The organism is Sorangium sp. So ce185 (assembly GCF_051526825.1).
Classification (GTDB): domain Bacteria; phylum Myxococcota_A; class Polyangia; order Polyangiales; family Polyangiaceae; genus Sorangium; species Sorangium cellulosum_D.
Map to the genome: position 1 here is coordinate 9,388,447 of NZ_CP150316.1, position 21,059 is coordinate 9,409,505.

Annotated in this window: 16 protein-coding genes; 10 read left to right on the top strand and 6 right to left on the bottom strand. The window is 74.4% G+C overall.

What is annotated here, in order from left to right:
* The first annotated feature begins 133 nt into the window (after positions 1-133).
* Positions 134-1,555, top strand: coding sequence for a phosphatidylglycerol lysyltransferase domain-containing protein (locus WMF26_RS34370; protein WP_437996182.1), 1,422 nt, complete (start codon positions 134-136; stop codon positions 1,553-1,555).
* 54 nt (positions 1,556-1,609) lie between these two features.
* On the opposite strand, the gene WMF26_RS34375 is transcribed toward WMF26_RS34370, so the two are convergent.
* Positions 1,610-2,521: a glutathione S-transferase family protein gene (locus WMF26_RS34375; protein WP_437996183.1), complete on the bottom strand. Its 912-nt coding sequence runs from the start codon at positions 2,519-2,521 to the stop codon at positions 1,610-1,612.
* 137 nt (positions 2,522-2,658) lie between these two features.
* Between WMF26_RS34375 and WMF26_RS34380 the strand changes: the two genes are divergently transcribed.
* The 3 genes from WMF26_RS34380 (at position 2,659) to WMF26_RS34390 (ending at position 5,286) form a co-directional block, all read left to right on the top strand.
* Positions 2,659-3,120 carry a PaaI family thioesterase gene (locus tag WMF26_RS34380; protein ID WP_437996184.1) on the top strand — a complete coding sequence of 154 codons (462 nt, stop codon included), beginning with the start codon at positions 2,659-2,661 and terminating at the stop codon, positions 3,118-3,120.
* Between the two features lie 37 nt (positions 3,121-3,157).
* Positions 3,158-4,222, top strand: a complete 1,065-nt coding sequence (locus WMF26_RS34385; RefSeq protein WP_437996185.1) for a 1-aminocyclopropane-1-carboxylate deaminase/D-cysteine desulfhydrase — start codon at positions 3,158-3,160, stop codon at positions 4,220-4,222.
* Positions 4,223-4,455: 233 nt separating this feature from the next.
* Entirely contained in the window at positions 4,456-5,286 is an 831-nt protein-coding gene (locus WMF26_RS34390; protein ID WP_437996186.1) for a fibro-slime domain-containing protein, read from the top strand.
* A 114-nt stretch (positions 5,287-5,400) separates the two neighbouring features.
* On the opposite strand, the gene WMF26_RS34395 is transcribed toward WMF26_RS34390, so the two are convergent.
* From WMF26_RS34395 to WMF26_RS34405, 3 genes are all read right to left on the bottom strand, one after another.
* Complete coding sequence (locus WMF26_RS34395; RefSeq protein WP_437996187.1) at positions 5,401-7,686, bottom strand: M20/M25/M40 family metallo-hydrolase; 2,286 nt, start codon at positions 7,684-7,686, stop codon at positions 5,401-5,403.
* 88 nt (positions 7,687-7,774) lie between these two features.
* Complete coding sequence (locus WMF26_RS34400; protein WP_437996188.1) at positions 7,775-8,479, bottom strand: helix-turn-helix transcriptional regulator; 705 nt, start codon at positions 8,477-8,479, stop codon at positions 7,775-7,777.
* Positions 8,480-8,603: 124 nt separating this feature from the next.
* On the bottom strand, positions 8,604-10,889 hold the full coding sequence (locus tag WMF26_RS34405) for a hypothetical protein (protein WP_437996189.1): 2,286 nt from the start codon (positions 10,887-10,889) through the stop codon (positions 8,604-8,606).
* Between the two features lie 345 nt (positions 10,890-11,234).
* Between WMF26_RS34405 and WMF26_RS34410 the strand changes: the two genes are divergently transcribed.
* The gene (locus WMF26_RS34410; protein WP_437996190.1) at positions 11,235-11,522 is read left to right on the top strand and encodes a hypothetical protein; all 288 of its coding nucleotides are present in this window, start codon (positions 11,235-11,237) and stop codon (positions 11,520-11,522) included.
* 37 nt (positions 11,523-11,559) lie between these two features.
* Here WMF26_RS34410 and WMF26_RS34415 read toward each other — a convergent pair whose 3' ends face one another.
* A complete protein-coding gene (locus tag WMF26_RS34415; RefSeq protein WP_437996191.1) occupies positions 11,560-12,624 on the bottom strand; it encodes an SMP-30/gluconolactonase/LRE family protein in 1,065 nt (354 codons plus the stop codon).
* 291 nt (positions 12,625-12,915) lie between these two features.
* A complete protein-coding gene (yedA, locus tag WMF26_RS34420) occupies positions 12,916-14,124 on the bottom strand; it encodes a drug/metabolite exporter YedA (protein WP_437996192.1) in 1,209 nt (402 codons plus the stop codon).
* A 154-nt stretch (positions 14,125-14,278) separates the two neighbouring features.
* Here yedA and WMF26_RS34425 point away from each other — a divergent pair, with 154 nt between their 5' ends.
* From WMF26_RS34425 to WMF26_RS34445, 5 genes are all read left to right on the top strand, one after another.
* The gene (locus WMF26_RS34425; RefSeq protein WP_437996193.1) at positions 14,279-15,733 is read left to right on the top strand and encodes a PLP-dependent aminotransferase family protein; all 1,455 of its coding nucleotides are present in this window, start codon (positions 14,279-14,281) and stop codon (positions 15,731-15,733) included.
* Positions 15,734-15,878: 145 nt separating this feature from the next.
* Positions 15,879-17,675 (top strand): hypothetical protein, encoded by a 1,797-nt coding sequence (locus tag WMF26_RS34430; RefSeq protein ID WP_437996194.1) that lies wholly within the window; start codon positions 15,879-15,881, stop codon positions 17,673-17,675.
* Between the two features lie 82 nt (positions 17,676-17,757).
* Positions 17,758-18,204: an Rrf2 family transcriptional regulator gene (locus tag WMF26_RS34435; RefSeq protein WP_020738723.1), complete on the top strand. Its 447-nt coding sequence runs from the start codon at positions 17,758-17,760 to the stop codon at positions 18,202-18,204.
* A 165-nt stretch (positions 18,205-18,369) separates the two neighbouring features.
* Entirely contained in the window at positions 18,370-18,693 is a 324-nt protein-coding gene (trxA, locus tag WMF26_RS34440; protein ID WP_437996195.1) for a thioredoxin, read from the top strand.
* A 391-nt stretch (positions 18,694-19,084) separates the two neighbouring features.
* A complete protein-coding gene (locus WMF26_RS34445; protein ID WP_437950384.1) occupies positions 19,085-21,055 on the top strand; it encodes a serine/threonine protein kinase in 1,971 nt (656 codons plus the stop codon).
* The last annotated feature ends 4 nt before the right edge of the window (positions 21,056-21,059 follow it).

A 21,059-nucleotide genomic window follows, 5' to 3' on the forward strand; every position in this document is an offset into this window, starting at 1 on the left:
CTACAAGGGCGGATCGCGGCGCGCGCTGTCGATCAGGCCCTTTGCCGCTGGACTCCTGCGTGGCGTACCGACGCGGCTGCCTCGAACAGCGCTGCGAGCGCCGGAGCGCCCCTGCGCTATGCTCGGCCGGACCGTGCCGCCGCTGAACCATGGCCCCGACCGCGAGCGCGTCCTCGCGCTGCTCAAACGCCACGGGTGGAACGCGACCTCGTTCCAGACCCTGGAGTCCGACTTTCGGTATTGGTTCCATGGCGACGACGCCTGCGTGGCCTATGTCGACACCGGCGGCGCGTGGGTCGCCGCGGGCGCCCCGATCGCGGCGGCCGAGCGGCTGGTCGAGGTCGCGCGGGCGTTCGTGGAGGCAGCCGCGACGGCGGGGCGGCGCGCGTGCCTCTTCGGCGCGGAGGCGCGGTTCTCCGAGCGGGTCCCGTGGAGCGCGATGCTCATCGGGGAGCAGCCGGTGTGGGATCCGGCGCGGTGGGGCGACGTCCTCCGGTCGAGCCGGCGGCTGCGCGAGCAGCTCCGGCGCGCGCGCGCGAAGGGCGTGGTCGCGCGCGCGGTGAGCCCCGGCGAGATCGAGGACGCCGAGAGCCCGCTGCGGCGCGAAGTGGAGCGCCTCATGGCGCGCTGGGCCTCCTCGCGGCCGATGGCGCCCATGGGATTCCTCGTGCAGCTGGAGCCGTTCTCGTTCGCCGGCGAGCGGCGCTACGTCGTGGCGGAGGCCGGAGGCGCGGTGGTCGGCTTCCTCGCGGCGGTGCCGGTGTACGCGCGGCGCGGCCTCTTTCTGGAGGACCTGCTGCGCGACCCGTCCGCGCCGAACGGCACCACGGAGCTGCTCGTGGATCACGCGATGCGCACCGCCGCGGCGGAGGAGTGCCTGTATGTCACGCTCGGCCTCGCCCCGCTCGCCGGGCCTGTGCGGCGCGGGTTGCGCGCGGCGCAGCGGCTCGGGGCACGTCTCTACGACTTTCAGGGCCTTTACGCGTTCAAGGCGAAGCTGCGGCCCGACAGCTGGGTCCCGATCTACCTGATGTACCCGCCCGGCGGCCACGGGCTCGTGGCCATCTATGACGCGCTCGCGGCGTTCGCGCGCGGAGGTCTCTTGCGCTTCGGGCTCGCGACGCTGCTGCGCGGGCCGGCCGTGGTGTTCGAGGTGCTCGGCTGGCTGCTGATTCCGTGGACCGCGCTGCTCGCGCTCGCTCCCGCGGAGCGATGGTTCCCGTCACCCTCCGTGAAATGGGCGTGGGTGGCGTTCGACGTGTGCCTCGCGCCGGCCATGCTGCGGCTCAGCCAGCGGCACGGGCAGACGCTCTCTCTGGTGCTGGCCGGGCTGGTGACCTGCGACGCGGCGCTGACGCTGGCGCAAGCGTTGCTGTTCAACCTGCCGCGGGCGCGGGGGGCGTTCGAGCTCGCGGTCGTGGGTGTGGCGGTCGCGGCGCCGGCGGTCGCGGCGGTGCTGCTGTGGAGCGCACGGATGCACCGGCCGAAGCATCTCCGCGGCCCGAGGAGAGGAGTCGATCTCATGCGTCCGCGTGGGTCGACTTCGATTTCGTGATGGAGTCGGGGCGCGGGGCGTCCAACGCGGCCCGCGATGGCGGGTCGGCGCGGCTCACCGCTCCTTGATGCGATATCCGGCGCGCGGGAAGTGCAACGCGATCTCCCCCACCTCCGGGTCGTGACGCAGAATCGTGATCTCGGCGGCCGAGCTCCGCACCACGACGCCCCGGCTCTCCTCTGGACCGTGATCGTCGGCCGTGATCGCCACCGAAGCTCCCGGCCGGAGCCCCTCTCCTGCCGCCGTCTCCCCGCCGGCGACGTCGGCCGGCTCGGACGCGCGGGCGATCGCGAGCGCCTCGGCGGCGCTCATCGGCCGCGCGTCGCCCGGCCCGAAGGCCTCGATGCGCGCGAGCCACGCCGCGAGCGCCGGCCGCGCCTCGACGGCCGCGAACAGCCTCGCGCTCTGCTTCATGAACCAGACCGGGTGGAAGCACGCCGCGTCCGCGATCGAGAACGCGTCGCCCAGCAGGAAGGGCCGGCCGCGGAGCTGGCCGTCGAGGCGGTCGAGCGACAGGAGCGCCTGGCTCAGGGCGTGCGGCGCCGCCGCGAAGATCGCCTCCTTGCTGAGCGCCGGCGACATCGCCGCGCGATCCGCCAGGATGCCGGGCGGCAGGGCAGGAAACAGGTCGACGACCACCGGCGGCACGATCTGCGACGTCAGCCGGTGGTCCGCCCAGTCCTCGATCAGCCCGGCGAGCCCGGCCTGGCCCGGCGGGAAACAGGCAGGCTCCGGCCAGAGCTGCTCCAGGCGCCGCGCGATGCACGCCGTGTCGCAGTAGACGTCCGCGCCGATCTGCAGGACCGGGATCCGCCGGTACCCACCGGTGAGCGGCGTCAGCTCCGGCTTCGGCGCCATCATCGGCTGCTCGACCGAGCGCCACGCGATCTTCTTGTACGCCAGGATCCGGCGGATCTTCTCGGCGAAGAGCGACAGGGGATAGTGATGAAGGATGATCTCGGCCATGAAACACCTCGCTTACGGGCGACCTCCTCGGGTCGGCGTTCACCTTAGGGAGCGCGCCGCGCGCCGTTCTTGGAAGATCTTGCGATCACCGGGAGATTGCCGGAGGCCCTCGGCGGCGCGTGGACTAGGCTGTCTCCATGGCCGAAGGGAACCCTGAGGATTTCGCCGCGGCGTTCAACGCCGCGAACATCGACGGCTGGGTCAGCGCCATGGGGCTCCGGCTCGTCCGCGCGACGGGCGACGGGGTCGAGGCCGAGCTCGACGTCGGGCCGCAGCACCGGCAGGCCTACGGCATCGTGCACGGCGGCGTGCACGCGGGGATCATCGAGACGCTCGCGTCGGTCGGCGCCGCGCTCCACGCCCTGCCGGAGGGCCGCTCGGTCGTCGGGCTCGAGAACCACACGAGCTTCTTGCGCGCCGTCCGGTCGGGGCGGCTCCGCGCCGAGGCGCGGCCGCTCGACCGCGGGCGGCGCACCCAGGCCTGGGAGGGCTCGGTCCACGACGAGCAGGGCCGGCTCTGCGCCACGGGGCGCGTGCGCCTGCTCGTGCTGGAGCCGGACGCGGTGCTCGCCGGGCAGCGCGCCGGCGCGCCCGGCTGACGCCGTATCCTCGACGCCCCTTCGCGAGGTGCCCTCGATGCGCGACGCAGCCGCCCTCCGGACGATCGATCGCATTCCCCGGCTCGGCTGGATCGACGCCCCCTCGCCCGTCGAGGCGCTGCCGCGGCTCGCCGCCGCGCTGGGCCTCGATTACCTCGGCGTCAAGCGCGACGACCTCTGCGAGCCCGTCCACGGCGGGATGAAGATGCGGAAGCTCGACTACGTGCTCGCCGCCCCCCCGCTCTCGACCGCGGCGGCGTGGTCCGCGGCGGGCGGCATCGGCTCGGGCAACCTCGCGGCGCTCGCCGCCGCGGCGGAGCGGCTCGGCCGGCGGGTGCACGCGCACCTGTTCTGGACCGACCTGTCGAGGAGCGTGATCGACAACCTCGCGTTCATCGCCTCGGGGCCGACCTCGATCCGCTTCTATCCCTCGCGCCTCGAGCTCGCGCTCGCGCGCCCATCGCTGTTCCTGCCGCTCCGCGCGCGGGACGGCGACGGCGCGGCCGTCGTGCCGCTCGGCGCCACCTCGGCGCTCGGCATGGTGGGCGTCGCGCGCGCCGCGCTCGAGCTCAGCGCGCAGGTGCGCGCGGGCGAGCTCCCCGAGCCCGAGCGCGTCTACGTCCCGCTCGGCTCCGGCGGCACCGCCGCGGGGCTCGCCGTCGGGCTCGCGCTCGGCGGCCTGAGGTCGCGGGTCGTCGCCGTCGCCGTGGTCGAGCGCCTCCTCGCCTCGCGCCTCCGCCTCGGCGCCCTCACGGCCGAGCTCCGCGCCCTGCTCGCGCAGAAGGGCGCCTGGCCCGTGCCCGCCGCGGCGCCGATCGACCTCGTTCACGGCTACCTCGGCCGCGGGTACGGCTCCCCGACGCCCGCATCGCTCGCGGCCTGCGAGGCGCTCGCGGCCGAGAGCATCTCGCTGGAGCCGGTCTACACCGGCAAGGCGATGGCCGCGCTCATGGCCGACGCGCGGCGTCGCCGGCTCGGCCCGGCGCTCTTCTGGCTCACCGCGCGGCGCGAGCCCCTGCCCCGCGCGCCCGGCTTTTGCGACCGCCTCCCGGCCGCGCTGTCGCAGCGGCTCGGCGCCCACTGTAGCGACGGCGCTCGGTGAATGCCCCACAGCTCAGCGCATCTCCGGCGGACCTACCGCTCTGTCGCATCGTCGCAATTTTATGATTCGACCCGCGATGGCGGCGGGATAAGATCGCTTCTCCCTTGCGCCCTCGGCCGGTGTTTGGTTTGCCTGCCCGGGCGCCTCGCGCGCGCAACTCACGCTCAGTCACGCTCAGAAGGAGTCTTCGCATGCTTCAGCCGCGGCAATCGAATTGGTGTGCTCCGCTCGCAATGATGCTGGTCCTGGCCGGGGTCGCCTGTGGCGGCAGCGACGGCGAGTCGAGCGGCTCCGGGAACGGCTCCGGCTCGGGCGCCGGGGCTGGCGCGGGCGCGCCGACGGGCGGCGACGACATCGGCAGCGGCGTGACGGGGGGGCCGGGCGCGGGCTCGGGCGCGGGCAGCGGCAGCGGCAGCGGGTGCGACACGAACCTCACGGGGATCGTGCGCGACTTCCGCGCCTACAACGGCGGCGATGGGCACCCCGACTTCGAGACGTTCACGGGCCAGGGCCTGAAGGGCATCGTCGAGCGCGAGCTGGGCCCGGATCAGAAGCCCGTCTATGCGCACCGGGGCGGCACCGAGCACACGACCGGGCCGGCCGAGTTCGATCAGTGGTACCGCGACGTCGACGGCGTGAACATGCCGATCCAGTTCACCATCACGCCCACGGTCAACGGGAACGGCATTGCCACCTACGACAACCGGGCCTTCTTCCCCGTCGACGGGGAGGGCTTCGGGAACGAGGGGAGGGAGCACAACTTCCACTTCACGTTCGAGCTCCACATGAAGTTCGTTTACAAAGGCGGCGAGGTGTTCCGGTTCTCCGGCGACGACGATCTCTGGGTGTTCATCAACAACCGGCTCGCCATCGATCTCGGCGGCCTCCACAGCCCGCAGGAGGACCAGCTCGACCTCGATGCAATGGCCACCGAGCTCGGGATCGCGCCCGGCCAGGAGTATCCGCTCGACTTCTTCCACGCCGAGCGGCACACGGAGGCGTCGAACTTCGCCATCCAGTCGACGCTCGCGTTCACCAACTGCGAGCCCATCTTCGTCGACTGAGCGCGTCCGCGGAAGGGTTTGAACCGCGGAGGCACAGAGATCATTTCTCTCCCTCTGTGCTCTCTGTGCCTCTTTGGTTCCTTCGCTCTCTCGTGACGGCGCGGCGGCGCGGGGCTAAAGCCAGAACGACCCGCTCACGAACGTCGAATCCGCGAGCCGGTACGGCACCCCCATGATATCCTTCGGCCGCGACCCGGGCGCGAGCTCGCGCGGGAGCTCGTACGTCTGATCCATCAACCGGATCTCGATCGGCCCCGCGTCCTCGACCTCGAGCGACCACTCGATGCCTTCCGGCGGCAACCCCATGTAGGTGAAACCCCAGCGCTGGTTCCGCCCCGCCCCGCGGGCCGATTCCTCCACGCGCCGCCCGTCCACCACCGCGCGGATCACTGCCGTGGGGGACGCCACCTCGGCGAGCAGCCAGGGGGCTCGCCGGGGCGACGCGACGCGCAGCCGGAGCGACCGCACGCCGCCGCCCGTCGCGTCGCCGAGCACCGTGAGCGAGGGCGGCGGCAGGGCGAGGGCCGGCGCCTCGCTCTGGTGGGCCACGCGCACGTACGGCACCGCGAACGAGGGCGCCTGCGCGCGCCCGGCCGGGAAGTACCCGGCGGTCCACGGGTCGAGGTCCCGGTCGGCCGAGAGCCAGTGGGCCTTCCCGCCGGCGGCGTCGAGCGCGTACGCGAGGCTCGCCGGCCGGGGCTCGGCCTCGGTGAAGCCGAGCGTCGCGCAGGCCGCGGCGAGCGCCGCGAGGCCCGGCAGGGCGAAGGCGAGCGCGAGCCGCCGCGAGGCCCCGCCGCCGAGCAGCTCGGCGTGCGGCAGGAAGAGCCCGAACACGAGCGCGACGGAGAGGGCCGGCGCCGCCGCCATCGGCAGCCCCAGCGCGACGAAGAGCAGGTACGGGCCGGGCACCGCCAGCGCGACCGCCGGCGCCGCGGTCGCGACGAGGAGCGCCGCGTCGCCGAGCGTCGGCGGGGCGTCGCCGCGCCGGATCGTCACGGCCACGACGCCGACCAGCGCGGACGCGAGCGGCCAGGCGAAGTAGAAGCTCGCGCCGGGCATGGAGAGGCTCGCCCCGGCGAGGAGCGAGAGCCACACGAGCAGCGCGCCGAGGGCGAGATCGCAGGCCCCGAGCCGCCGCCGGAAGAGCCGGTAGCCCGCCGCCGAGACCGCGAGCGCGGCGAGGGCGAGCGCGATCCGGAACGCGGGCGCGTTGTACGGCTCGAACGGCATCGCCCGCAGCGCCGGGTGGACGCGCCGGAGGAGCCACCCGAGCCCGCCCACCGCCCCGGCGGCGCCGAGGAGCAGCGCCAGAAAGGCGAGCGAGCCCGCGAAGATGCCGCCGAGCGAAGCGCAGCGCCGGCGCCGCGCGAGCGCCGCGGCGCCCGCGAACAGGCCGAAGACGAGCGCGGCGATCGGGATCGCCCAGCCGATCGGGTGGGAGACGACGTGGGCGCCCCAGGTGTTGAAGTACACCGCGTCCTCGCGGTCGGGGCGCCGCAGGTCGAGCCCGCCGAAGCGGCGCGCGAGCGAGAGCGCGTAGTCTCCGGCGTGCTGAACGCTCCGGAGATCGAGGTTGTCCACGGTGTCGGACGGCGTGTGGTAGTGCGCGGCGTCGTCGCTGAAGGCGAAGTTCAGCCCGGGGATGCCGGCCCGCTTGAAGACGCTGAAATCGGTGCTGTGGCCGAGGCGCCGCGCGACCGCGGGGAAGAGCGACGACGCGATCGGCATCGGCGCGGCGCGGGCGAGCTCGCGCACGGGGAACGCGTCCCCGGGCCCGGTCTCGAACATCGCGACCACGCCGCCGGCCCCGCGGGCGTCGAAGTTGAGCGCGAGCCCGATCTCGCCGCGCAGCGGGTGCTCGTCCATGAACGCCTTGCCGCCGAGGACGCCCCCCTCCTCCGCGTCCGTGAACAGGAGCAGCACGTCGTTGCGCAGCGGGGGGCCGCTCTTCAGCGCGCGCAGCGTCTCGAGCAGCGCCGCCACGCCGCTGCCGTCGTCGGCGGCCCCCGGGCTGCCAGGCACCGAGTCGTAGTGCGCGACGAGCGCGACCGCGCGGGTGCTGTCCGCGCCCGGCAGCCGCGCCACGACGTTCTCGACGCGCGCGGCGTCGTACGGCAGGCCCCACTGCCGGCTGAGCACCGAGGTGCGCTGGACCTCCGCCTGCACGCCGAGCGCCGCGAGCTGCGCGAGCAGGTAGTCGCGCGCCCGCCGGTGCCCCGCCGAGCCCGTGGGGCGCGGCTCCGCGGCGAGCTCGAGGAGGTGCGCCCTGGCCCGCTCGGCCGAGAACACGTCGGGCGGGGCGCTTCGCGGGACGACGCTCGGAGGGCTCAGCTGCGCGATGCGGAGCGCGACCAGCGCGAGGAGCGCGAGGGCCACGGCGACACGGGGCGACCACGCCATGCCGCGGTCGTACCACCGATCCGCGGCAGCGCGGAGCGCGCGGCCCGCCGCGCCCACGCTCCCACGGCGCGAGGGCGCGCCTCGCCGGTCACCGATCGCCGCGATCGTTGCTCGCCTCGGCCCGCCGGAACCGGAAGAAGTCGTCCAGCGTCCGGCCCTCCGCCTCCTCGAAGCGCTCGTCGAGCACCTCGAGGCCGTGCATGCGATCGAGGCGGAAGCTGCGGAACTCGGCGCGCAGCTCGCACCAGGCGGCGAGCGACCAGCAGGTGCCCATGAAGAAGAGCCCCAGCGGGAGCGCCGTCCTCGTCGAGCGGGCGCCGTCTTCGCGCGCGTAGCCGAAGCGGATCTTGCGGCGCTCGCCGACCGCGGCGCGCAGCTCGGCGAGGTGCGCCGTGGCGCCCTCCGGGATGTGGTAGCTCGGCGCGAACAGCGCGCTCGCCGCGACCCGGGGCCGGAGGCGCTCGGGCAGCGCCGCCTCGATCTTCTCGAGGGCACGCCTCGCGGCGCGCACGAGCGCCGGATCGGACCAGCTCTCCACCATCCGCGCGCCGAGCACGAGCGCCTCGATCTCGTCGTCCTGGAACATGAGCGGCGGCAGATCGAAGCCGCGGGGCAGGGCGTAACCGACGCCGGCCTCGCCCTCGATCGGCACGCCCGACGCGATGAGATCGCGGATGTCGCGGTAGATGGTCCGCTCCGAGACCTCGAGCTCCTCGGAGAGGCGCGCGGCCGTCGTGACGCGGCGGCGGCGCAGCTGCTGGACGATCTGGAACAGTCGGTCGGCTCTCCGCATGATGGCGCGCCCTCTCGCCGGCGCGGCCGCGAGGAGCGTGGAGGGAGCCTAGCCCGGGCTCCTGACGGCGCGCTGCCATCAGGAGCGTCGATGCGCGCCGGCCCGCCGGCGCCCGGGCTCCGCCTCAGCCGAACGGCGCCGCGGGCCTCGGGCCGCCCTGCGGCCTGCCGCCCCCGAGCCCGTCGATGTCCTCGTCCTCGGGCCGGCGCGACAGGCGCGCGGCCGCGCGCTGGTAGAGCTCCGTGAGCGGCGCGCGGTGCGCGGCGAGGAGGACCGTCGCCCCGGCCAGCCACAGCAGCGCCAGCGGCACGAGCGCCGAGGACGTCGTGTAGACGAGCACGGGGCGGAAGGCGCGATCGCGCGTGACGAGCTCGCGGCTCGCCTGGAGCGACCGCTCGTAGTCCGGGAGCGACAGCGCCACCGGCGTCACCCCCTCCAGCACGGCGCCGCCGGGCGCGAGTGCGCCGCCGCCCTTGGACGGCTCCTCGCCCTTGACGGCGCGCGGGGCCGCGGCCGGCGCCATGGCCGATTCGTACGAGTTCCACCGCTCGGACCGGTAGCGCCCCGCCGAGACCGCGAAGAGCCCGACCAGGAGCGCGAGGCCGCCCGCGCCGAGCAGCACCACCATCGCGACGGCGCGGCTCGTGCCCCGGAAGAGCCGCCCCACGAGCCACGCCGCCCCGGCCGTCGCGATCCCGACCAGGATCGCCACGAACGTGGCGGGCGCCACGAACCACAGGCCCGCCATGATCAGCCCGCCCAGCGCGCGCAGCGCGCGCAGGCGCGCGCGGCCCGGCGCCCCGCCGGGGCGGACGGCGATCCACGCCGCCACGAAGCCGATCGCCACGGCGACGGCGTCGCCCGCGTCCGCGAACCACACCGGCCGGTCGCCGCCGAGCAGCGCGAGCGGCACCACGCGCTCGGGCAGCCCGACCGTGAGCGCCACCTCGCTCGCGGTGAGCGAGTAGCGCGGCATCGGCAGCTCCAGGGATCCGCCGAGCGGGCGCACCGCGGCCTGCCCCAGCGACTGCACCTGGATCCTGTGGCTCCCCGTCTGCAGGGGCACGAGGACCTCCTCCGCGGCCGCGCCCTGGTGCATGATCCGCTGCGCCTTGCCGTCCGTGGCGAGGAAGATCGGCCGCCCGCCGGGCGCGTAGGGCAGGTAGTCGATCCCGTTGTTCTCGTAGGTCAGCGCGTCGTCGGCCACGAGGTCGCCGCGCTCGGTCAGGATCAGCGTGCGGCGGTGCTCGCGCACCACCGCGGCGAGCACCTCGACGCCCGCGAGCGGCTCGACCGCGACCTCGACGCGCTGCCCGCGCTGGACCAGCAGCAGGCGCGACGTCGCCTGGGTCCGCGGGATCGGCGACTCGGCGGCGTCGACCTGGCGAGCGTCGCCCTTCACGGTGAGCCGGTGCTCCGCGTCCGACTCGAACAGCCACCACTCGTAGGCCGAGCGCGGGTCGGGCGAGAAGACGCCGACCTTCGGGAGCGTGCCCGAGATCGTCACCTCGGCGGTGCGGCCCGAGGTGGGCAGCACGAGCTCCTCGCCCTCGACCCGGAAGCCGCTCGCGCCGGAGACGTCGAGCACCTTCTCCCCGAACGCGAGCGGCAGGCGCACCACGCCGAGATCGGTGCCCGACCGCAGCACGAGCCGGTACTCGAAGCCGACCTCCCGGCCGACGCGCACCGCGCGCGAGAGCTGGAAGACCGTGGGGCCCGCGCTCTGCGCCGCTGTGCCCCCGTCGCGGCTGAAGTGGAGCGTCGCCCCCGAGAGGCCCGAGAGCTGCGCGCCCTCCGCGACCGAGCCGCCGGTGACGTCGGCCTCGAACGTGTTGAGCGGGCCGGCCACGAGCAGCGTGAGATCGCCGTCGAGCGACAGCGTGCCCCGGAGCACGAAGCGGCGCGCGGCGGTCCAGAGGTAGTAATGGTCGTTCTCGAAGCTGATCGGCGCGGCCTCGCGGCGCGACGCGGGCCGTCCGTCGTCGAGGATGGCCTCGATGCGGACGTGCGCCGGCGGCCCGAAGAGCGGCACCGCCACCGGGCCGTCCGCGAGCACGCCGCCCGAGAGCTCGAACTGGAGCGGCCCCTCGCCCACCGCGCCGGTGATGCGCAGCCGGTCGAGCGCGTAACAGCGGCCCTCGCATTGCCCCGGCCCGCGGCGCTGATCGACCCAGCGCGAGAGCATCTCCAGCTGACCTGCCCATGAGTCCGGCGGCGGCGCAGACGCGTGCGCCGGCGTTGCGGCGGCCTTCGCCGCGGGCGCCGCGGGCGCCGCGCCCGCAGCAGGCGCCGCCGTCGGCTCGGCGGGCGCCTGCGCGAGCGAGCGCGGGGGGACGGCGAGCAGCAACAGCACCACGAGGAACCAGAAGAGCCTTGAAGGCGCGGCCTTGTTCCAGCGCGCGAGCGACATAGGGAGACTCCCTTCGTTGACCTGCCGAGCGAACGCGATGGCCGCCGCAGCGTCCTCATCAAACAGCTTAGCGAAAAACGACTGCAACAAAATCGACATGAGGCCTTGACAGTTAACGCGTCGCGTCGCAGTGTCGTTGCGTCGCGTTTGTGCCTCCGACGAGGCCACAGCGTGGATCTGTTGGCTGGCATGGCCGCGAGGCGAGGCCCCTCGTTCCAGTGCACATCGCATCTTGCGCTCTCGCGAGAGCGAGCGATGCGCGAGGACGGTCGGCCTGTGCTCGATGGATCGTTTCCGTACGCCCGCGTCCTTCGCGGGGGGACCAACCGAGGTGGGAGGCAGATCATGAGTGAGACCCAGAGCATCACGGAGCCGAAGGTCGAGAACAGCGTGAACGGGAGCGCCGCGTCCGCGTATCAGGCCGACGCGAGCGCCGCGGCGCCGGCGACCAAGGCGCCTTTCATCGAGACGCTGCGCGAGCGGGGCACGTCCTGGGCAGGGGTGGCGATCGGGTATGGGCGGATCGCGCTCGAGCAGGCCGCGCGCGTCCTGGACCGGACGGCGGGGAGGCTCGGCGAGCTTCAAGAGAAGCTCAAGAAGGGTGACGTGCCCGCGGCCGAGGGCGCCCGCTGAACCGCCGCCGAGCCAGCGCGCCGCCGAGGAGCGTTCATCAGGGCGCTTCCGGCGGCGCGGGGACCGGCGCGCCGCCGATGCCGACCGCGACGGCGTAGATCGAGCCGGCCGCGCCCCCGACATAAAGGGTCCTCGCGTTGAAGCCGGGGCCCGATCCGAACTGCGCATTGGCGACCCCGGTCGGAAAGCTCGCCAGGAGCTCCGGCTCTCCCACGGCCGCCCCGCCCGCGTCGAGCCGCACGCGATAGAGCTCTCTGTCCTTGTTATCGATCGTGTAGAGGTGACCGCACGTGTCGAGGGCGAGCCCGTCGAGCGTGGCCGACGCGATCGTCGTCACGAGCGAGGGCCGCGCGCCGGGGTCGGCGAGGTCGATCCTGCGGATCTCGCCGGCGGCGGCGTTCGTGTAGAACACGGCCCTTCGCGCCGGATCGAAGGCGATCCCGTTCGGCTGGCTCACCTCGGGGGCGCCGCTCGCGATCTCGTCGACCGTGGCGTCCGGGTTGAGGCGGAGCACGCGGCCGGCGGCGGCGTCGGTCGCCCAGACGTTGCCGTCGGCGTCCGGAGCGAGGCCGTTCGGCTCCTGGAGGCCCTTCACGTAATCGATGACGATGCCGTTCGTCGAGATCTGGACGACGTCGCCCATGCCGGGCCGCGCGGCCACGAGGGTCCCGTCGGGCCGGTACCGGAGCCCAAGCACGTTGCCCGGCAGGGACGCGAAGTTCGAGGTATGGCCCGACGCCTCGTAGCGAACGAGGTTCGGCCCCTGCTTGGCGACGAGGTAGCCCTGGCCATCGAACGCGAAGTCCTCGCTGCCGCTGAACACGTCCGTGACCCGCGTCGGCTCGAACGGCCCCGGCGCGACCGCCGCGCACTCCCCCGTCGGCCCCGCGCCGACGCCCGCGCCCCCATCGCCGGCGCCTTCGCCGCCGCCCCCGCCTTCGCCGCCCCCGCCGCCCCCGCTGCCCGAGCTCGCGCTGCTCGACGTCGTGCCCGCCCCGCTGCCCGAGGTCGCGCTGGTCGCCCCGCCGATGTCGCCGCCGCACGCCGGGGGCGCACCGGAAAGGAGCAGCGCCCATCCGAGCAGCCGGTAACCTCGCTTCATCTACCTCTCCTCCTCGCGCCGCACACTACACGTCGCCTCCCGCATTGCCTACGGTCGACGGCGCTCGCGCCGCGCGGCGCCCGCCAGCAGCCCCCGATCGCCGCAGCTCGCGGCACGCTGCTCGGTTGAGGTACCTCCGCCCCCGCGCTGCCCCAAAGGAAGACAGAGCGGGGGGGCACCCGCACAGGAGACGGGCCCAGATCGGCGTTTTCGGCGCGCAGGCGTACTCACGTACGCCGAGCACCGAAAACGCCGAGGTGGGCCCGTCTCCTGTGCGGGTGCCCCCCCGCTCTAGTGACGGGAGCGGGAGACGATGACGACGCCGGCGCCGATGATGGCGGCCGCCGCCCATGTCGCCGCGGAGGCGCGCTCGCCGCCGAGCAGGATGCCGAGCGCGATGGCGACGATCGGGTTCACGTAGGCGTAGCTCGTCGCGATCGCCGGGCGCGTGCTCCGGAGCAGGAACGCGTACGCGCTGAGGGCCACGATCGACCCGAACACCGTCAGGTAGCCGAGGGCGAGGAGCGACCGCGCCGACGGCGGCGCCGCGAGGCGCTCGCCCGCGAGCGCGCTGATCCCGAGCATCACCGCGCCGCCCGCCAGCATCTCCGCCGCGACCGCCATCGACCCGGCCGGCAGCGGCAGCGTGCGGCTGTACAGCGAGCCGAGCGCCCACGCCACGGGGGCCAGCACGACGAGCAGCGCGCCGACGTGCGCGGCGTGGAGGTCGCCGCCGAGGTGGAGCAGCGCCGCGCCCGCGAACCCGACGAGGAGCCCGAGCCACTCGCCCCGGGAGACCTCCGGGGCCCCTGCGGAAGCGCCCTCGCCGCGCCCGGCCCGCATCGTGGTGAACAGCGCCAGCCAGAGCGGCATCGTGGACACCACGACCGCGGCGACGCCGGAGCTCACCCACTGCTGCGAGACGACCACCAGCCCGTTGCCGAAGACGAGCAGCAGCACCCCGACCCGCGCCGCCGCGCCCCACTGCCGCAGGGTCGGGCGCGGGACCCCGCGCAGCCGGAGCACGCCGTAGAGCAGCGCGCCCGCCGTCACGAAGCGCACCCCGGCCAGCAGGAACGGCGGCAGCGTCTCCAGCGCGATCGAGACCGCCAGGTACGTCGAGCCCCAGATCAGGTACAGCGCGGCGAGCGAGAGGAGCACGAGCCAGCTCCCCCGCGCATCCCCGAGCGCCGCCCGCGCGCGCTCGAGCGCCGCCCGCGCCGTCCGCCTCGCCTCGCCCGCGGCCACCGCGATCTGCGCCGGCTCGAGCGCCTCCACCACGAGGAGCCCGCGCCCCTCGCCGCCATAGCTGGCCCCCGCCTCCAGCACCACGTCGTTCGGCTCACCTTCTCGGGTGATCCAGACAGAGCCGGCGGTGCAGCTCAGGAGCAGCGGACCGCCCCGCAAGCGGTGCGTCCACAGCCCCCCCTTCCCAAGCTCGATCCGCGACGACTCTCGGAGGCGCGACCGCGCCTCCGGAACAAGTGAGGTCAATTTCATGCCGCAGAGCTTGGTCTCGAGCGAGCGACCGGCACAGAGGCAGTCCGCCCGGCATTGAGGCCGGTACAGTTCACCAAACGGACAACTGTACTGGTCCTCACGCCCGCCGGCTGTACCGGTACCGCAGCGCCCGCCCGGTTGTACAATCGTCTCCGTGCAGGCGCAGGCGCCCATCGAAGCCGAGGACGAGGCCCACCTCTACGATCGCGTCGCCGCCCACATCGCCGATCTGATCGCGCGCGGCACGCTGCGGCCCGGCGACCGGATCCCGTCGGTGCGGCGGCTCAGCCGGCAGCAGGGCGTCAGCGTCGCGACCGTGCTCCAGGCGTACCTGCAGCTCGAGAACCGGGGGCTCATCGAGGCGCGCCCGCAGTCGGGGCACTACGTCCGCGCCCGCCGGGCCTCGGCGCTCCCCGAGCCGCGGGCCGCGCGCGCCTGCACCACCGCCACGCGCGTCAGCGTGAAGAGCCTCGTCTCCAAGGTCTACCGGGCCTCCCGGGACCCGCACATCGTCCCGTTCGGCGCGGCGTGCCCGAGCCCCGATCTCCTGCCGACCGACAAGCTGAACCGGATCCTCGGCGCGATCGCGCGGAGCGCGGGCGGCGCCGGCGTCTCGTACGACCCGCCGCCCGGCCTGCCGGCGCTGCGGCGGCAGATCGCCCGGCGCTCGGTCGAGTGGGGCGTCGCGCTCTCGGCCGACGACATCGTGACCACGGTCGGCGCCATGGAGGCGCTCCACCTCTGCCTGCGCGCGGTCGCCCGCCGCGGCGACACGGTCGCGCTCGAGTCGCCGGCGTACTACGGGCTCCTCCAGCTCATCGAGAGCCTCGGCATCAAGGCGCTCGAGGTCCCGTCGCACCCCCGCACGGGCATGGACCTCGACGTCCTCGAGGAGATGCTGGGCCGCCACCGCATCAAGGCGTGCCTCGCGATCCCGAACTTCAACAACCCGCTCGGCAGCGCCATGCCCGACGAGGCGAAGGAGCGGCTCGTCGCGATGCTCGCGCGCCGCGAGGTGCCGCTCATCGAGGACGACATCTACGGCGACCTGCATTTCGGCGACGTGCGCCCCCGCCCGGCCAAGGCGTTCGATCGCAAGGGGCTCGTGATGCTCTGCTCGTCGTTCTCGAAGACGATGGCGCCGGGCTACCGGGTCGGCTGGACGGCCCCCGGCCGCTTCCTCGACGAGGTCGAGCAGCTCAAGTTCGGGCAGAGCGTGGCGTGCGCGACCTTGCCGCAGATGGCGATCGCCGAGTTCCTCGAGATCGGCGGGTACGAGCACCACCTGCGCACCCTCCGGCGCCGGCTCGCCGCCCAGGTCGCGCGCATGAGCGAGGCGATCGCCGAGCATTTCCCCCCCGGCACCCGCGTCTCGCGCCCCGCCGGCGGCTTCGTGCTCTGGGTCGAGCTGCCGCCCGGCGCGAGCGCGCTCGACGTGCACGAGCGCGCGCTCGAGCACGGCATCAGCGTCGCGCCGGGGCCGATCTTCTCGGCCAAGCACCGGTTCTCGAACTACATCCGGGTGAACTGCGGCTACCCGTTCACCGACCTCATCGAGCACGCGGTCCGGACGCTCGGGCGGCTCTGCGCGGAGGCTGCGGCGGGGTGATCCGCGGCGGCGCCCGGCGCGCGGGCCCGCCCGCGGCGGCGGCGGCGGCGCGGCCGACGGCGCTGACGGGCGCGCTCTGGCTGCCGTACCCGCCCTGAAGTAGAACCTCGTCGCTCGCCACGAGCGCCCCGACGAGCCCACGACCTTGCGTCCCCGACACCCCGCGCCCGTTCCTTCGCCCGCGCCCCCGCCGCCCGCGGTCCGTGGCGCCGAGCCCGCGCGCGCGGCCCGCGCCTCGACCGCCCCGCGCGCGCCCCGCCCCTCGCGCGCCCGTGCGGCCTGGACGCTCGCCGCGCTGCTCTCGGCCGCGTCCGCCTGCCGCGCCGGCGCGGCCGCCTCGCCGGGCGCGCCGGCGCCCGAGGCGCTGCGCCCGCTCCCGGACCGCATCGACGGCAGCACCCTGCTCGGCAGGGACGCGCGGCGCGCGGCCGAGGCCGGCGCGGGCCCGCTCCGGGTGATCGGCGCGGACATGGCGTCCGACGGCGATCGGCTCGGCGCCTTCGTCGAGGTGCCCGCCGGCGAGTGCATGCTCGCGATGGCGCGCGTCTCGCCGACGATCGGCGACGTCGACCTGTTCGCCTTCGAGGACGACGGCAGCGCCTTCTCCACGGACGAGGCGGCCGACGCGCGCGCCTCCATCCTCGTCTGCCCCCCGCACCCGCGGCGGCTCTACGTCATGGCGCGCGTCATGTCGGGCGCCGGGGCGGTCAGCGTCGGCGTGCAGGGCGTCCCGGTCCAGGCGGCCGACGCGGTCGCCCGCGCCGTCGGCGCGCGCGGCCGGGCCGGCGACGAGAGCGGGCGGCTCGAGTCGTGGCCCGGCCTCGAGGCGAAGGTCCGCGCGCACCGCGGCGCCATCGGCGCGCGCTGGGAGGACGTGCGGCGCGTCGCGCTGCCCGTCGGCTCGAGGACCGCGAGCCGCATCGGGGCGAGCCTCGACGGCGGCCGCTGCATCGACGTGCTCGTCTCGCCGAGCGACGAGGTCGCCTCGCTCGAGGTCGTCGCGGAGGACGAGACCGGCAGGATCGTCGCGCGCGCCCGCGAGCGTGGCCAGGATCGCGTGCTGCTCCTCTGCGCGACGGTCTCGATCGAGCTCTCGATCGCGGTCCGCTCGCGCGGCACCCAGGGCCTCGTGGCCGTGGTCGTCGGCCGCTCCCAGCCGGGCGCCGAGGCGGAGATCTCCGGGGCCACGCCGATCGAGCGGGTGACCGAGAGCCGCGATCTCGCCGAGGTGCGGGCGGACCACGGCCGCGCGCTCGCCGGCCGGGGCTACGGCGCGCCGCGCGTGTCGACCGGGGCCGCGCGGCTCGGCAGCCGGACGACGCTCCCGATCGAGCTGCCGGCCGGCTGCGCCCGGATCGACGTGCTGGCCGGCAGGCCGCTCGCCGACGTGCTCGCCGAGCTGTGGAGCGACGCGCACGCCCTCCTCGGCCGCGCCCGGGGCGGCGCGCGGGCGACGATCTTCGCCTGCGGGAGCGGCGGCCCCGCCCGGATCGACGTCGAGTCGATGGCGCAGCCTGGCCCGTTCGCCGTGGAGGTCCGCAAGGAGCCCAAGGCCCCGCCGGCGCTCGTCGCGCACCCGCTCGCCGCCGCGAGGCTGCTCGGGCGCATGAGCGCCGCCGGCCTCGCCGACGCCTCGGCGGCCGCCGGGGCGCAGGCGGTGGCGCTCGACGCCTCGCGCCTCAAGATCCTCCCGCTGCAGATCCCGGCGAACACGTGCGCCGAGGTGATCGCGGCGCTCGACGCCGGGGGCGCCGGCGTCGATCTGCGCCTCGTCGACACGTCGACCGGGGAGAGCTCGCTCGCCCGCGCGCGCCACGTCGTGTCCGACAGCCGCTGCGCCGGCGCGTCGCCCGTCCCGGCGTCGATCGAGCTCAGGCTCGCCGACGGCAAGGGGGAGGCGCTCGTGCTGACCCGCACATCGGCCCGATCGCCGTCGCCCTGACGACGGCGTCGCGGGGCGCCGCTCCCCGGAGGCTTGACAGCGGAGACGTCGGAACCCTCAGATACCTCCGAGAGGCCCTTCGATGTCCTCGGGTCGCTTCGCCATCGCCACGCACGCGCTCGCGTTGCTCGCGCAGACCGAGGAGAGCTGCGCGAGCGACGAGCTCTCCGCGAGCATCAACACGAACCCGGCGTTCCTGCGGCGCATCCTCGCGCGGCTGTCGCAGGCCGGGCTCATCGAGGCGCGGGAAGGCCGCGCCGGCGGCTACCGCCTGGCGCGGCCGGCGAAGAAGATCCGGCTGAGCGAGGTGTACGCCGCCGTGGAGCCGGACGGCGCCATCGCGCCGAGCCCGTGCGAGCCGAACGCGAGGTGCCCGATCGGCGCGGGCATCCAGCGCGCGTTCGACGAGGTCGCCGAGGCGGCCAACGAAGGGCTGCTGCGCGGCCTCGCGCAGAAGACCGTCGCCGACATCGCGCTGCGGGCGCAGCACCTCGGCCGCCCGGCCCCGGCGCCGGTCAAGGCCGGCTGATCGCGCCGGGCCCGGCCCCGCGCGGCGCGCCTCCCCTCCCCTGGCAGAAACTGAAACCGTGCCTATAACAGTTCATGCGAGCGTGGCCGTCGAGACCGGGCCGGCGTCGAGCCGGCGATCGCGGCCAGGGGCGCTCGCCTCCGAGTGAGCTGAAAGGACAGCGCCATGGGCAGCAGCAACGTCATCGAAGTCAACGACCTGAATTTCGCTCATGAGGTCCTGGAGACCGATACACCGGTGCTCGTGGACTTCTCCGCGTCTTGGTGCGGCCCCTGCAAGCGGCTCGCGCCGATCGTCGATGAGATCGCGGCGGAGACGGCGGGTCAGGTGAAGGTGGTCAAGCTCGACATCGACGAGTCGCCCGCGGCCACGAAGCGCTTCGGGATCCGCGGCGTCCCGACCGTTGTCGCCTTCCAGAACGGCGAGGCCCTGGGGCGGCACGTCGGCCTCGCGAACAAGAAGGCGCTGCTCGCGCTCGTCGGGCGCTGACGCCCTCCGCTCGCCGAGCGCGCCGCGCCGGCGCCGCACCGCAGATTGACCGCGGATCGCCCGCGTCGTGATGCTCCCCACACACGACGCGGAGGCCGCCGCGGCGCCGTGCGCGGGCGCCCGACATCGACCTTCATCTCGCGCGAGCTGCGCGCTTTCACCCGATCTGCGCGCGTGGTGCGCGGCGCAGCGCGGCTCGTCCGTTGTCTTCCACGGACGCAGCACCCCGTTGACATCACCACCCGATACGAGATCCTTTCGCCAAGGAAGCTCAGCATTCCGCGGCGGTGCTCGCGGCGGTCCGTCGAGGCCGTCCGGGGGTCGCCACGCGGGGCCCTGCCGGTGTGGGGTGTTGCTGGCACGGCGCGACTGGCCTGGCTTCCCGAAGGCCATGGCTCTGTTCGACGACGACTTCGAGACGCTCGAGCAGCTCCCCGAGATGCGGAAATCTCGCGGCAAGAGCGGGGATTCGCTCGGCCAGACCCCGACGCCGGTGAACCCCGGCCGCGCCCGGGCGGAGCTCGCGGACATCACGAGCGACGGCCCGCGCTACGAGGTGCGCTCGCTGCTCGGCGTCGGCGGGATGGGGGAGGTCCACTTCTGCAGGGACCGCCGCATCGGCCGCGACGTGGCCATGAAGGTCATCCGCGCGGAGCACCAGGGCGACACGACGCTCCGCCACCGGTTCCTGCGCGAGGCCCGGGTGCAAGGCCAGCTCGAGCACCCCTCGATCGTGCCGGTCTACGACCTCGGCGTGGACGCCAAGGGCTCGGCGTACTTCACGATGAAGCGCCTCCGGGGCCTCACGCTGGCGAGGATCCTGAACGAGCTCCGCGAGGGCGACGCGACGGCGCTGCAGAGCTTCTCGCGCCGCAAGCTGCTGACCGCGTTCTCGTCCATCTGCATCGCCGTGGACTTCGCGCACTCGCGCGGCGTGCTCCACCGCGACCTCAAGCCCGCCAACATCATGCTCGGCGACTTCGGCGAGGTGTACCTGCTCGACTGGGGCGTCGCGAAGCTCATCGACACGCCGTACCAGACCATCGACATGGGGGAGGACCCCATGAGCACGCGGACCATCCCGGGCGACGTGCTCGGGACGCTCGGGTACATGTCGCCGGAGCAGGCGCAGGGGTGCGTCGACACGCTCGACGCGCGCAGCGACGTGTACTCGCTCGGGGCCATCCTCTTCGAGCTCCTCACGCTCAAGCCGCTGCACCCGAAGAAGGATCGCAACGAGATGCTCGACTCGCTCCTGCACGGCGCGGACGCGCGGGCGTCGGTGCGCGCGCCCGAGCGGGAGGTGCCGCCGGAGCTCGACGCCATCTGCGTGCGGGCGACCCGGCGCGAGCCGTCCGAGCGCTACCCGACCGCGCGCGCGCTCTACGAGGCGGTCGAGCGCTTCCTCGACGGCGACAAGGACGTGGAGCTCCGCCGCGGCCTGGCGGCGCGGCACGCGGGCCTGGCCGAGGAGAGGGTGGAGAAGGCGCTCGCCGGCGGCAAGGAGGCCGAGAGCGCCCGCAAGACGCTGCTCAGCGAGGTCGGCCAGGCGCTCGCGCTCGATCCGTCGAACGAGCGCGCCCTGGAGACGCTCCGGCGCATCCTGACCGAGCCGCCGCGCGAGATGCCGCAGGAGGTGCTCGCCGAGCTCGACGCGGCCGCGGCGGCGCGGCACCGGCTGCAGCTGCACGCGGGCATCCGCGCCGAGCTGCTCGCGACGGCGATCGCGACGCTCGTGGCCGCGGTGTGGCTGGGCATCCGCGAGTGGCAGGTCTTCGGCTTCATCCTGGGCTTCACGGCCCTGGCGGCGCTGATGAAGTTCATCGCGGCGCGCCTCGTGCACCGCCGGTCCGCGGAGTGGTACGCCTACGCCGGGTTCGTCTTCAACGTGCTCAGCTTCCTGTGCATCGGTCGCGGCTTCGGCCCGCTGCTCTTCATGCCGATGCTCCTCGTGATCTTCACGTACGGCAACTCGTTCACCTACCGGACGGCCTACCGCGTGGCCGTCGTCGTGACCGGCTGCGTCGCGGTGCTGGCCGCCGCGTGGATCGAGTACTCGGGCATCCTGCCGCGCTCGTACGAGTTCACCGGCGGCGCGATGGTCATCCTGCCCCAGGCCGTCGAGCACTCGAAGGTCCCGACGATCACGGCGCTGACGCTGACCACCCTGTTCATGCTGGTCGTGCCGGCGTTCATGATGGGCCAGCACCAGCACGCGCTCCGGGACGCGGAGCGGCGCGCGTTCCTGCAGGCGTGGCAGCTCCGTCAGCTCCTGCCGGAGCGGGCCCAGCCCGGCGCCGTGGCCAGCCCCGCATCGGGGCACACCACGCAGCGCCGGAGGCGCCCGCGCCCGGCCGAGTGACCGC